The organism is Staphylococcus sp. HMSC65H10 (assembly GCF_001839185.1).
Classification (GTDB): Bacteria; Bacillota; Bacilli; order Staphylococcales; family Staphylococcaceae; genus Staphylococcus; species Staphylococcus simulans.
In genome coordinates, this window is the sequence record NZ_KV840310.1 from 120,786 (window position 1) to 133,997 (window position 13,212).

Below are 13,212 nucleotides of genomic sequence, written 5' to 3' on the forward strand. Positions count from 1 at the left end.
AAAGTATAGCATTTAAAAGACACGTTAAGCATAGAAAAAAGAAATGAGGGAAGAATTAGACTAAAATAATTCAATATTATTTGATTGAGCCGCAGAATAACTATGGTGTATAATAGGTAGTCACGAAAAATTTAACTGAATCAAACAACGCAATAAAGGAGGAAATCATGAGTAAGCAATTAATCACCTTATATTTTAATATTTTTCTAGTCTTCTTAGGTATCGGATTAGTTGTACCGGTGTTACCCGTCTATTTAAAGGACTTAGGTTTAAATGGAAGTGATTTAGGTATTCTTGTTGCGGCCTTTGCGTTAGCGCAAATGGTAATTTCGCCATTCGGAGGCAACTTAGCTGATAAATTAGGGAAGAAATTAATTATTTGTATCGGTTTAGTATTATTCGCTGTTTCTGAGTTCATCTTTGCGATGAGCAGCAACTATCCACTTTTGATTGTTTCAAGAATTATCGGTGGTTTCAGTGCAGGTATGGTAATGCCTGGGGTTACAGGTATGATCGCAGATATCTCACGTCCTGAAGATAAAGCGAAAAACTTCGGCTATATGTCAGCAATTATTAACTCCGGCTTCATTTTAGGACCTGGCTTTGGCGGCTTTATGGCAGAGTTCTCTCACCGTTTGCCATTCTACTTCGCTGGGAGCCTAGGTGTCGTAGCATTCTTTTGTTCTTTATTCTTTATCCAAGGTGCAAAACGCGAAACGACAGATGGTTTCCATACAGTTATCGAACCGCAAGATTTAGCTAAAATTAATATCAAAGCTTTTATTACCCCGGTAATCATTACGTTCGTTTTAGCATTCGGACTTGCAGCATTTGAAACACTTTATCCATTATATACTGCAGATAAAGCACATTACGCGCCAAAAGATATTTCTATCGCGATCACAGGCGGTGGCTTAGCAGGTGCGATCTTCCAAATCTTCTTGTTCGATAAATTTATGAAGTACTTTAAAGAATTAACATTTATACAATTATCACTGCTTTATTCAGCAATTATGTTGTTTTTATTGATTGTTGCACATCATTACTGGTCAATTATGATTATCAGTTTTATAGTATTTATCGGTTTTGATATGATACGTCCAGCTATAACGAATTACTTCTCGAATATTGCGGGTAATCGTCAAGGGTTAGCAGGAGGCTTGAACTCTACCTTCACAAGTATGGGGAACTTCGCAGGCCCGCTCGTTGCAGGTACATTATATGATGTGAACTTAGAATTTCCATTGTATATGTCCGTGACAGTCATGTTATTAGGGATTGTGATTATTATGGTTGAGAAGACCATTAGAAAAAGCAGAAAGTTGAAACAAAGTTAGAGTATGATATAGAAAGTGTGCTGTTGTGTTTGCAACAGCATGCTTTTAATATTTATTTATCTGAAAAATTTGAAAATGACATTGACGAAATGTGTCACTGGTGGTAACCTTAATACAATTCAATCAAATAGAACTCTTATCAAGAGAGGCGGAGGGATGTGCCCGACGAAGCCCAGCAACCATCGTGTAAACGAAGTGGTGCTAATTCACAAAAAGTCATAGACTTTTGAAGATGAGAGAAAGAATGAAAGCTTTCTCTTATTTTAATGAGAAGGCTTTTTTCTTTTGGTAAAGGTGATTTGATAAATATTACATAGGGATGGTGCAGTGGAAATGAAGAAAGTAAGTAGTTTAATCGGGTTATTGGTATTACTGGTCGTACTCGCAGCGTGCGGCAAAGGTGGAGACAAGGAGAAAATCACAGTAGCAGCTTCTCCAGCTCCGCATGGTGAGGTATTAGAACATGCGAAAAAAGCTATGAAAGATAAAGGGTATGATTTAGAAGTTAAAGTCGTTAATGATTATAAAGTACCTAATAAATTATTAGATAAAGGAGACGTGGATGCGAATCTTTTCCAACACATTCCTTATTTAAAGGCTGAAAGAAAGTCACATGGTTATAAAATTGAAGAAGTCGGTAAAGTCTTCACAACACCAATGGGTGTTTACAGTAAAAAATATAAAAACATCAAAGATATTCCAAAAGGTTCAACAATCTATGTTTCAAACAACCCCGCTGAAGAAGGACGTTTCTTATCTTTCTTCGTTAATGAAGGCTTAGTTAAAATCAAAGATGGCGTGAAAATTGAAGATGCGAAATTCGATGACATTGTTGAAAATAAAAAAGATTTAAAATTCAATAATCAACAAGGTGCAGAATTCTTACCAAAAACATATAAAAGCGGTGAAGGTGCTGCTGTTATTATGAACTCAAACTATGCGATTGATAATGGTTTAACACCTTCGAAAGATGCGATTGTGATGGAAAATGAATCATCACCATTTGCGAATATTTTAGCAGTTAAAGAAGGTCATAAAGACGATAAAAAATTCCAAGAACTCATCAAAGTATTACAGTCTAAAGACATGAAAGAATTCATTAAGAAAGAATACGGTAAAGACGTAATACCATATGAAGCGAAGTAAAGGAGTCGAATGAATATGGCTAAATTAGGAATTATTGGTGTAGGACGTGTAGGCAGCCAAGTCTTAACAGATGCACAATATTTAGGACATTTTTCAGAAATTGTCGTGATTGATACGAATGAAAACTTAGCACAAGGTGAAGTGTTGGATCATCATCATATACAAGGTTTGAATCATACACATCGCACAAAAATTCATGTAGGTAGTTATCAAGATATAGTGGATGCGGATGTGGTGATTGTGTCAGCGAGTGCGGCTTCGACACCAGACATGAAAGATCGTACCTTACTCACTAAAGCGAATAGCGTTATTGTGAATGATGTGTTTAGACAATTATCAGCTGTGACGAAAGAAGCTATCGTCATTTTAATTTCAAATCCAGTGGATGCGATAACGTATCTTGCACATCAAGCAGGCTACCCATCTGATAAAGTGATCGGTACAGGTACCATTTTAGAGTCAGCACGTTTTCGTACTTTAATTGCTGATCACTACAATGTGGATCCTAAAGATGTAGATGGTTTTGTATTAGGAGAACACGGTTCACATTGTGTACCAATCTGGAGTCGCGTGCGTATTCATGGGATTGAATTACCAGAATTTGAACAATTGACAGGCCATGCGCCAATTGATCGTGGAGCGATTTCTACGGCAATTGACGAAGTCGCGTTTGATGTCTTTAAGAAAAAAGGTTGGACAAACTCAGCGATTTCAAGAGCGGCTGTTCAACTTGCACAATCAATTTTATTTGATGAACATAGTATTGAACCCGTCAGCGGATTAGTTCAAGGTGCTTATGGATTGGTCGATGGTGCATTAAGTTTATTGACACTGGTTGATAGAAACGGTGTGAAACAGCGTTTGCCGATTGAGTTGTCTAATGAAGAACAAAAACAATTGGAAGCGGCACATAACTTCATTCAAACTGCGATTGAACAGGGCGAAGCGGCAATTCAAGCACAAGTATAACCGTCATATAAACGAGCAATCTAACATCAGGTTGCTCGTTTTATTTTTGTAATAATTCTTTGATAATCATACTCAATCGTAATATATTGTCATACAAGACGCTGCTTTGTCATTTTATGAGTATGATAAAAAGAGAATATAATTTAATTTAACTTCTGAAAGACAGTTAAAACACTATTGAAAGCTCTTACACAACTCAACTTTATCTCACTACATTTCGTGTCGGTTCTGTTACATATGTTACGTATATTACATTTGTTTTAAATAGCTTACTACCTACCAAAATGTCATGTTTTTTATGTTAATATTGAAATCACGAAATAGAGGTTAAGAGGTATTAGGAATGAGAGCGTTTATTTTATGGGTGTCCGCTGCCATTCTTTCATGTTGTTTGATTTTCTTATTAGTATTAGTCACAAATGAAAATGAACTCGCGAAATTCCAAAATGGAGTATCTACATTTATGCAAAGTGACAAACAGGTCTCATCTGATCATTCAGCCTCAGACGCACCGCCAACATATCGTAAAGCGGCAGGGGGACCATCAACACAACATGCAGACGCAGCGCATAAGAGTGAAGCTGAATCTAGTTCATTATTTGTGATTTCATTAACGTCCATCACAAATGAATTAAGCCATCAATGGCTTCAGCATTTTCCAAAACAAGGCAGTTATGACAACTGAACTCACTTATAGAGTTGAAGTTATGTCAGAACGCCTTGTTTTTTTATGTCATGATTTGTGTTCGCATGCTATATTAAGAGTGAGGTGAACGCAATGAAACAGAAGAAAACAAATGCGATGCGTATTTTAGATCGCGAAGGCATCGATTATGAAATGCGTACATTTAAAATGGGTAAAGATCATATTGAAGGACAAGAAGTCGCAAAACTAATTGATGCTAATCCGGATCAAGTGTTTAAAACACTCTTATTTATTAACAATAATCACGACCCGTATGTGTTTGTGATTCCAGTAGAACATCATTTAGATATGAAACATGCGGCACAAGCAGTAGATGAAAAGAAACTGCATTTGCTTCCGCTAGATGAGTTGACGAAAGTAACAGGTTATATTCGTGGCGGTTGTTCCCCAATTGGTATGAAACATCTATTTCCAACAGTGATTGACCAATCTGCGCAACAACATGAGAAAATATTTGTAAGCGGAGGTCTGCCTGGTGTCCAAATGGGTGTGAATGTTTCAGAATTAATTCAAGCAACGAAAGCAAAAGTAGCGGATGTTGCGACACATGAAGCAAATTAAGATGAGCAGTGTTGATGAGCATTTGCTCATCTTTTTTAATAGTTTATGATTGTTTTTGAATGATTTTGAAAGTTTTTGATTGAAAACGATTAAGAAAGCGCTTATAATAAAGAAGAAATGAGGTGGCGATATGATAACGCAGAAACGGTTTGAACTAATCATACAACTATTAAAAGAAAAAGAATTTTTAACACTACAAGAAATAATTGATTTAACAGGATGCAGCGCTTCGACAATTCGCCGAGATTTATCTAAGTTACAAAAAATGGGTAAATTACAACGCGTTCATGGCGGTGCCACGCTCAAAACAACAGCCTTGAGTGAACCGAAAATGTCAGAGAAGAAAGAACGTAATTTACAAGAAAAACGTGAAATCGCAAAAATCGCAGCTGCACAAATTGAAGACCGTGATTGTATTTATATTGATGCAGGGACATCGACTTATGAAATGATAGAACACATTACAGCACAAGAAATTGTCGCAGTTACTAACGGATTAACCCATGTCGAAGCATTATTACAGCGTGGAATTAAAACGTTGATTATTGGCGGAGATGTAAAAGCAAGCACATTAGCTTCTGTCGGACCGCGAGCGATTGAAACTTTGAAACATTATCATTTTGATAAAGTTTTCATCGGCATGAATGGGATGAATACAGAAGGTAAATTGACAACACCAGATGAACAAGAAGCTTATGTGAAAGAAACTGCAATGAAAGTGGGACATCATATTTTCGTCTTGCTTGATAGTTCTAAATTCGGACCTACGTATTTTGCATGTGTCAATGTACCGAAAGATGTACCGTTTGAAATTTTGACTTCAACAAAAGCGCTAAAACGTTCAGATATGAAAGCATATCGCAACCATTATTCGATAAGAGGAGTGTAATAAAGTGATCTATACAGTAACTTTCAATCCATCGATTGATTACATTATGAAAGTAGACACGTTTCAAGAAGGCGGACTTAACCGTGCGAAAGAAACGTATAAATTTGCAGGAGGCAAAGGGATTAACGTTTCGCGTGTGCTGAACACTTTAGAAACACCTTCGACTGCATTGGGATTTGTTGGTGGATTTCCTGGGAAATTTATCCAAGATGCTTTACAACAAGCTGGTATTAAAAATGATTTTATTGAAGTAGAAGAAGATACACGTATCAATGTGAAATTAAAATCAGGTCAAGAAACAGAAATCAATGCAGGTGGACCTACTATTTCAAATCAAGCGTTTGAAGCGTTATTAACACAAATTAAAAACACGAATGCTGATGACACTGTTGTTGTGGCAGGAAGTGTACCGAAAAGTATTCCTGATAATGCCTATGAACAAATTGCGAAAATCACACAAAAAACTGGCGCAAAATTAGTTGTAGATGCAGAAAAAGACTTAGTTGAGACTGTATTGCCATATAACCCGTTCTTTATTAAACCGAATAAAGATGAATTAGAAGTCATGTTTGATACAAAAATCACTTCTGATAATGATGTAGTGACACACGGAAAAGCTATTCTTGATAAAGGCGCACAAGCAGTGATTGTTTCACTTGGCGGTGAGGGTGCAATTTATATTGATGCTGAACATTGTATTAAAGCTTCTGTACCAAAAGGCAATGTATTAAATACAGTGGGTTCTGGAGATAGTACTGTTGCAGGTATGTTAGCAGGTTTAGCACAAGGTTTTGATGTACATGAAGCATTTCGTAATGCTGTAGCCTCTGGAACAGCAACAGCATTCAGTCAAGATTTAGCAAACAAAGAAATGATAGAAAAAGTACGTTCTGAAATTGAATTAACGGACTTGAAATAGGAGTGAGAAAAATATGAGAATCACTGAATTATTAACGCGAGAGACAATCGCGATGGATTTAGATGCGACATCAAAAGAAGGTGTCATTGATGCTTTAGTGGATCAATTAGACCATGCAGGTATTTTAAGCGATGTCAAAGCGTTCAAAGAAGCGATTATGGCACGTGAAGGGCAAAGTACAACAGGTATCGGTGAAGGGATTGCGATTCCCCATGCGAAAGTTGATGCAGTGAAAAAGCCGGCTATTGCCTTCGGTAAATCAAAAGCCGGCGTAGATTATCAAAGTTTAGACGGACAACCTGCACACTTATTCTTTATGATTGCAGCACCTGAAGGCGGTGCACAAACACATTTAGACGCGTTAGCTAAATTATCTGGTGTCTTAATGGATGACGAGGTCAGAAAATCATTATTAAACGCAGAAACACCAGATGAAGTTTTGGCAATTATTGATCGTGCAGACGATGAAGCACCAGATGAAGAAGAGGAAACAGCGCCAGTTGAAGCGAATAAAGACGCTGAATCTGAAGAGCCATATGTTATCGGTGTGACAGCTTGCCCGACGGGTATTGCACATACGTATATGGCAAAAGATGCTTTATTGAAACAAGCGAAAAAAATGGGCGTCAAAATGAAAGTTGAAACAAACGGGTCAAGTGGTATTAAAAACCGTTTAACTACTGAAGATATTGATAAAGCACAAGGTGTTATTGTTGCAGCGGACGTGCATGTAGAAACAGATCGTTTCGATGGCAAAAACGTCGTAGAAGTTCCTGTTGCTGATGGCATCAAACGTCCAGAAGAATTAATCGACCTTGCTTTAGCAACTGACCGTACACCATTTAAAGCAAGAGAAGGCAGAGGTAAAGGTCAAGCAAGCGGTAAACAAGAAAAACAAAGTGTCGGCAAAACAATTTATAAGCACTTAATGAACGGTGTTTCTAACATGTTGCCACTTGTAATTGCCGGTGGTATTTTAATGGCAATTGTATTCTTGTTCGGACCAAACTCATTCGATCCGAAATCTTCAGAGTATAATGCATTTGCTGAACAATTGTGGAACATTGGTAAGAACAGTGCGTTCTACTTAATTATTCCAATTTTATCAGCATTCATCGCACGCAGCATTGCTGAAAAACCAGGTATGGCAGCTGGTTTAGTCGGCGGTATGTTAGCAATGAGCGGTGACTCTGGATTTATCGGCGGTATTATTGCCGGTTTCTTAGCAGGTTATTTAACAGAAGGCATCAAAGTGATGACGCGTCGTATGCCACAATCACTTGAAGGTTTAAAACCAACATTAATTTATCCGATTTTATCTGTCACTATTACAGGTCTGTTAATGGTTTATGTATTTAACCCACCAGCAGCTTGGGTGAACCATTTATTATTAAACGGTTTAAACAGTTTATCAGGAGCAAACATTATGTTACTTGGTTTAGTGATTGGTGCCATGATGGCCATTGATATGGGTGGTCCATTCAACAAAGCAGCTTACGTATTCGCAACAGCGGCATTAACAGAAGGTAACGCTGCACCAATTACAGCAGCTATGGTCGGCGGTATGATTCCACCGATTGCATTAGCACTTTCAATGTTGTTCTTTAAACGTAAGTTTACAAAAACACAACGTGGTTCAATTGTACCTAACTTTGTGATGGGTGCATCATTCATTACAGAAGGTGCTATTCCATTTGCGGCAGCTGACCCAATTCGCGTAATTCCGTCAATGATGATCGGCTCAGGTATCGGCGGTGCCATTGCACTTGGCTTAGGTTCATCTATCGGAGCACCGCATGGTGGTATCTTTGTTATCTTAGGTACTGACTTCTCCCATTCATTACAAACAATTCTAGCGATTTTAGTCGGCGCAGCCATCTCTGCAGTGATTTACGGTTTCATCAAACGTAAACCGACAGCAGACGAAATTGCCGCATCTGAATCAATGGATGAATAATGAGTTGAATTTTACGAGAATTTAGCGCATTATAGTAAAGGCGTGCTATTAGAAATGACACGCATCACGAATCTAATTTACTGTGGTAGGTAAATGTATATTCGAATAAACAGTTAAGAGAGAGACAGCCTGTTTATCGGGCTGACTCGCTTCTTAGCTGTTTATTTTTATTTGTAAAGAGGTATCATAAAATACCAAAAAAATAACTTGAATTCAGTCTGAAAAAATTACTATTTGAATGGTGATTATGATATGATAATCTTGTTAGATTTTACGCTAGTTGGGAGGTGTCGCTGTGGAAATGGGAAGGATGAACTAGGCATTTGTCACTTTGCTCAAAACGATGCGCTAAACATCATTGCCGTACATAGCGGCATATAACTTGGAGGTGAATCCCTAGCAATAGGGAACTAATTGGATAGTACGACCATAATAAACTTGTTAATATTTATATTTTTAATCGCACTGACTACTGTGTTTGTTGGATCAGAATTTGCTTTGGTGAAAGTCAGAGCTACTAAAATTGAAGAAATGGTTGCAGAAGGCAACGGCAGTGCGGCTGTCGTCAAGAAAATGATTTCAAATCTTGACTACTACTTATCAGCATGTCAGCTCGGTATCACTGTTACATCTTTAGGACTAGGTTGGTTAGGTGAACCTGTCTTTTCTAAATTATTACATCCTATTTTTGAACTGATACCGTTACCTGATGCTTTGAATACAACCATTTCAATCGTTATTTCATTCTTAGTTGTGACATATCTGCATGTAGTATTAGGTGAATTGGCACCTAAAACATTTGCGATTCAGCACACTGAGAAAGTTGCGTTACTTTATGCACGTCCGCTTTATTATTTCGGCTTAATCATGAAACCATTAATTTGGTTAATGAATGGTTCTGCACGAATGATTATCCGTCTATTTGGTATTGATCCAGATGAAAACAATGACGCGATGTCAGAAGAAGAAATTAAAATGATTATCAACAACAGCTATAACAGCGGTGAGATTAACCAGACAGAACTTGCTTATATGCAAAACATCTTCTCATTTGATGAGAGACAAGCGAAAGATGTCATGGTCCCAAGAACACAAATGGTCACTTTAAATGAACCTTTTACTGTAGACGAACTATTAGAGACACTTAAAGAATACCAATTCACTCGTTACCCAATTACAGAAGACGGCGACAAAGACCATATCAAAGGTTTTATTAATGTGAAAGAATTCTTGACAGAGTATGCTTCAGGCAAACCTATCAAGATTGCAAATTATATTCATGAATTACCATTGATTTCAGAAACAACACGCATCAGTGATGCATTAATCAGAATGCAACGCGAACGTGTACACATCAGTTTAGTTATTGATGAATACGGCGGAACTGCTGGTATCTTAACAATGGAAGATATTTTAGAAGAAATCGTGGGTGAAATCCGTGATGAATTCGATGATAATGAAGTGAATGATGTGATTAAATTAAATGATGACACATACCAAATCAATGGTCGTGTGTTGTTAGAAGATTTAACAGATCAATTAGGTATCGAGTTTGATGACTCTGAAGATATCGATACAATCGGCGGATGGTTACAAGCACATAATACAAACTTACAGAAAAATGATTACGTCGATACGTATTTTGATCGCTGGATTATTTCAGATATTGAAAATCACCAAATCATCACAGTCATTTTAAAATATGAATATAACGCTGAACGTCAGTCTCTTTCAGAAGAAGATGAAGACGATGACAACAATAATAAAAGAAACAAAAGAGATAAAAAAGATAACGATGAATAATCGTAATACTGTCAAATCCCTTTTAGACCGTACTTAAAGTACTAGGTTTAAAAGGGATTTTTTAATGTTTAGACACAAATCCGACATGAATTGAAGTTATAACTTAGTTAATAAATAGTTAATGGTATGATATAAATCGCTCATTTATAATAAGCTTAATCATTACAAAAATAAAATGAAATGAGGGTTTATGATGAATAGTAAAACATATTTATTAGCTACTACACTTTTAGCAACAAGTATCGCTTTAGCAGGTTGTAATAATGAAAAAGATGAACAGCCAAAAGAAAAAACAGAACAGACATCACATGAACATAAACACGATCACCATAAAGTGCTGACAGGTGAATTTAAATCAGGTGAAGAGGAAGTGTCTGGTCACGTTAAAATCGAAAATCACCAAATTAAGTTAACAGATTTTAAATCTGCGAAAGGTCCAGATTTGTACGTCTATTTGACAAAGGACGGCAATATTAAAGAGGGCAAACAACTAGAAATGGTCGACTACAATAAACCAAAACAAACTTTCGACATCAAAGACGCTGACTTAGATCAATATAATGAAGTGACGATTTATTGTAAGAAAGCGCACGTTATCTTCGGTGCCGCAAAAGTAAAATAGAAGGTTAAAGTAATAATTCAACGAGAAGAGAAGTGATTTCATGAAACATTATCTACGTACGATTGAACTCGTAATTTTATTTTTAATTCGTATTATAGCCGGCGGCTACATTTTAGCTCAAGGTTGGGAGAAGTTAACAGGTGGTTTTAAAATAGAACCGCTGATCCCAGTTGTGATTAAGAATGAAGATTCTCCAGTGTGGTTCAAACTCTTTTTTGAACACATCGTCGCGCACAGTGCTCCCGTCTTTAATGTAATTGTACCTTTAGGGGAAATTGCGATTGGTTTAGGGTTAATATTAGGAATTCTGTCACATATTGCAAGTTTCTTTGGCGCCTTTGTTATGCTAAATTATATTTTATCAGATATGATATTTACGTATCCTGTTCAATTAGCACTCTTTATTATATTGTTAATGAATAAAAACTTATTAAAACAAATTTCATTGAGTGCTGTAATCGCATATATTAAAGAAAAAGGTGATACAAGACGTGAACACAATCTTAATCGTTGATGATGAACAAGACATGGTCGACATCTGCCAAACGTACTTCGAATATGAAGGTTATAAAGTATTAACTGCACATAATGGGGAAGATGCTTTGAACCAACTTGACCCATCAATTGATTTAATTATTTTAGACATCATGATGCCGAATGTAGATGGGTATGAAGTGATTAAGGAAATGAAACAACGACAACTGGACATTCCATTTATTTATATGTCAGCAAAAACAAAAGAACATGACACCATTTATGCTTTGACTCTCGGCGCAGATGACTATTTAAAGAAGCCTTTCAGTCCAAGAGAACTCGTGTTACGTGCGAATAATTTGTTGAACCGCGTTAAGCGCAGTCAGTCAGCACAAACAGCTTTAACTTTTGATACTTTAAAGTTGAATGATCAACAAAAAAGTGTGGAAATTAATGGTGCTGTGGTGAACTTGAGAATTAAAGAATTTGAATTGTTGTGGTATTTAGCAACGCATGAAAATCAAGCGATATCTAAATCGCAATTGTTAGAAGAAGTATGGGGTTATGATTATTACGAAGATGCAAGTACAGTCAATGTACATATTCATCGCATCAGAGAAAAGTTCGAACAATTTCATTTCGACGCTTACACGATTACCACAGTATGGGGTCTTGGTTATAAGTTTGAAAGGAAAGCAGACTAAATGTTTTCAATCAGAACACAAGTGATTATCGGAGTGTTATCTAGTGTATTATTGGCCTCTACCATCCTCGGTATTGCTTATAAACTGATGTTGTTCAATGGTCATACCACAGTGTTATTGACGATTAGCGCTATAGTATCGAGTTGTTTAACCTTATTCATCTGCAGTTTCTTTTTAACACCGCTCGTTCAAAAGATTAAACATTTCAATGTCAGAACGAAACAATTCGCAGATGGTAATTACGAGATGGAACCTACGCAATTTACTTCACCGAGAGAAATTAAAGAACTGAGTCATTCCTTTAATAAAATGGCGCATGAGATTACTAAACAAATGGCACAAATCAAGTCAGAACAACAAGAGAAGTATGAATTGATTCAAAATTTAGCACATGATTTAAAAACACCGCTCGCTTGTATTATTTCGTATTCAGAAGCATTAAAAGACGGTGTCGTTCACTCACAAATAGATCGTCAGGAAGCCTATGACACCTTAATCAAACAATCTAATCGCCTATCCAAAATGTTTGACGAGTTAACGCATGTCGCAACATTAGATGCTCCGAATACTTATGTAGTAGAAACAATTCAAATTGATCAATTGTTATTGAATATACTCAATGGTTATGAACAACGTATGAAAATAGACAACAGACATTTAGAAGTGAAGTTTTGTGATAAGTTGGCACCTTTCAAACAATATCCGCAACCGTTAGAACGTATCATTACGAACTTAATTGATAATGCGATGAACTTTTCGCCATCAGGTAGTCCAATTTATATTTGTCTTGCTGAAAGCGAAAAACATATCCAAATTTACATCAAAGATAAAGGCATCGGAATTGCGAAAGCAGATATTAAACGTATTTTTGAGCGTACTTTCAGAGTAGAAGATTCTAGAAATTACCATACAGGCGGTTCTGGTTTAGGGTTATACATCACACAAGAACTGGTAAAACAAATCGGCGGTACGATTCAAGTTGAAAGTGAAACTGAAGTAGGAACTACAATGATCGTATCTTTGCCAAAATTATAAAGCAGTAGAAAAGAAAAGCGTAGAAAGTAAAAGTAAGTATTACAGATAAAAGATAAGAACTAATCCCTAATGAATTAGAAAAGAAAAAAC

General features: G+C 36.5%; 13 protein-coding genes and 1 riboswitch. All 13 genes read left to right on the plus strand.

Going from position 1 to position 13,212, the window contains the following annotated elements; genetic code table 11:
* The first annotated feature begins 167 nt into the window (after nt 1-167).
* The 13 genes from norA (at nt 168) to HMPREF3270_RS02090 (ending at nt 13,122) form a co-directional block, all read left to right on the plus strand.
* On the plus strand, nt 168-1,337 hold the full coding sequence (gene norA, locus HMPREF3270_RS02030) for a multidrug efflux MFS transporter NorA (protein WP_023015415.1): 1,170 nt from the start codon (nt 168-170) through the stop codon (nt 1,335-1,337).
* 133 nt (nt 1,338-1,470) lie between these two features.
* Nucleotides 1,471-1,576: riboswitch (SAM riboswitch) on the plus strand.
* Nucleotides 1,577-1,670: 94 nt separating this feature from the next.
* Entirely contained in the window at nt 1,671-2,483 is an 813-nt protein-coding gene (locus tag HMPREF3270_RS02035) for a MetQ/NlpA family ABC transporter substrate-binding protein (RefSeq protein ID WP_070848294.1), read from the plus strand.
* A gap of 15 nt (nt 2,484-2,498) precedes the next feature.
* Complete coding sequence (locus HMPREF3270_RS02040; protein ID WP_070848293.1) at nt 2,499-3,452, plus strand: lactate/malate family dehydrogenase; 954 nt, start codon at nt 2,499-2,501, stop codon at nt 3,450-3,452.
* Between the two features lie 343 nt (nt 3,453-3,795).
* The gene (locus tag HMPREF3270_RS02045; RefSeq protein ID WP_002481488.1) at nt 3,796-4,137 is read left to right on the plus strand and encodes a hypothetical protein; all 342 of its coding nucleotides are present in this window, start codon (nt 3,796-3,798) and stop codon (nt 4,135-4,137) included.
* 93 nt (nt 4,138-4,230) lie between these two features.
* Nucleotides 4,231-4,719 carry a Cys-tRNA(Pro) deacylase gene (ybaK, locus tag HMPREF3270_RS02050; protein WP_002481489.1) on the plus strand — a complete coding sequence of 163 codons (489 nt, stop codon included), beginning with the start codon at nt 4,231-4,233 and terminating at the stop codon, nt 4,717-4,719.
* Between the two features lie 130 nt (nt 4,720-4,849).
* A complete protein-coding gene (locus HMPREF3270_RS02055) occupies nt 4,850-5,608 on the plus strand; it encodes a DeoR/GlpR family DNA-binding transcription regulator (RefSeq protein ID WP_023015413.1) in 759 nt (252 codons plus the stop codon).
* 4 nt (nt 5,609-5,612) lie between these two features.
* Entirely contained in the window at nt 5,613-6,527 is a 915-nt protein-coding gene (gene pfkB / locus HMPREF3270_RS02060) for a 1-phosphofructokinase (protein ID WP_070848292.1), read from the plus strand.
* A 13-nt stretch (nt 6,528-6,540) separates the two neighbouring features.
* Entirely contained in the window at nt 6,541-8,484 is a 1,944-nt protein-coding gene (locus HMPREF3270_RS02065; protein WP_070848291.1) for a PTS fructose transporter subunit IIABC, read from the plus strand.
* Nucleotides 8,485-8,898: 414 nt separating this feature from the next.
* Nucleotides 8,899-10,287 carry a hemolysin family protein gene (locus HMPREF3270_RS02070; RefSeq protein WP_002481493.1) on the plus strand — a complete coding sequence of 463 codons (1,389 nt, stop codon included), beginning with the start codon at nt 8,899-8,901 and terminating at the stop codon, nt 10,285-10,287.
* Between the two features lie 193 nt (nt 10,288-10,480).
* A complete protein-coding gene (locus HMPREF3270_RS02075) occupies nt 10,481-10,909 on the plus strand; it encodes a DM13 domain-containing protein (RefSeq protein ID WP_060804106.1) in 429 nt (142 codons plus the stop codon).
* A 40-nt stretch (nt 10,910-10,949) separates the two neighbouring features.
* Nucleotides 10,950-11,423 (plus strand): DoxX family membrane protein, encoded by a 474-nt coding sequence (locus tag HMPREF3270_RS02080; protein WP_002481495.1) that lies wholly within the window; start codon nt 10,950-10,952, stop codon nt 11,421-11,423.
* Nucleotides 11,424-11,436: 13 nt separating this feature from the next.
* The gene (locus HMPREF3270_RS02085; RefSeq protein ID WP_070848348.1) at nt 11,437-12,087 is read left to right on the plus strand and encodes a response regulator transcription factor; all 651 of its coding nucleotides are present in this window, start codon (nt 11,437-11,439) and stop codon (nt 12,085-12,087) included.
* Entirely contained in the window at nt 12,088-13,122 is a 1,035-nt protein-coding gene (locus HMPREF3270_RS02090) for a HAMP domain-containing sensor histidine kinase (RefSeq protein WP_070848290.1), read from the plus strand. It begins immediately after the preceding gene.
* The last annotated feature ends 90 nt before the right edge of the window (nt 13,123-13,212 follow it).

Bases quoted from the DNA above. Each gene is read 5' to 3' on its own strand.
- norA (WP_023015415.1), top strand. From the start codon at position 168: ATGAGTAAGCAATTAATCACCTTATATTTTAATATTTTTCTAGTCTTC.
- HMPREF3270_RS02035 (WP_070848294.1), top strand. From the start codon at position 1,671: ATGAAGAAAGTAAGTAGTTTAATCGGGTTATTGGTATTACTGGTCGTA.
- HMPREF3270_RS02040 (WP_070848293.1), top strand. From the start codon at position 2,499: ATGGCTAAATTAGGAATTATTGGTGTAGGACGTGTAGGCAGCCAAGTC.
- HMPREF3270_RS02045 (WP_002481488.1), top strand. From the start codon at position 3,796: ATGAGAGCGTTTATTTTATGGGTGTCCGCTGCCATTCTTTCATGTTGT.
- ybaK (WP_002481489.1), top strand. From the start codon at position 4,231: ATGAAACAGAAGAAAACAAATGCGATGCGTATTTTAGATCGCGAAGGC.
- HMPREF3270_RS02055 (WP_023015413.1), top strand. From the start codon at position 4,850: ATGATAACGCAGAAACGGTTTGAACTAATCATACAACTATTAAAAGAA.
- HMPREF3270_RS02065 (WP_070848291.1), top strand. From the start codon at position 6,541: ATGAGAATCACTGAATTATTAACGCGAGAGACAATCGCGATGGATTTA.
- HMPREF3270_RS02075 (WP_060804106.1), top strand. From the start codon at position 10,481: ATGAATAGTAAAACATATTTATTAGCTACTACACTTTTAGCAACAAGT.
- HMPREF3270_RS02080 (WP_002481495.1), top strand. From the start codon at position 10,950: ATGAAACATTATCTACGTACGATTGAACTCGTAATTTTATTTTTAATT.
- HMPREF3270_RS02085 (WP_070848348.1), top strand. From the start codon at position 11,437: ATGGTCGACATCTGCCAAACGTACTTCGAATATGAAGGTTATAAAGTA.
- HMPREF3270_RS02090 (WP_070848290.1), top strand. From the start codon at position 12,088: ATGTTTTCAATCAGAACACAAGTGATTATCGGAGTGTTATCTAGTGTA.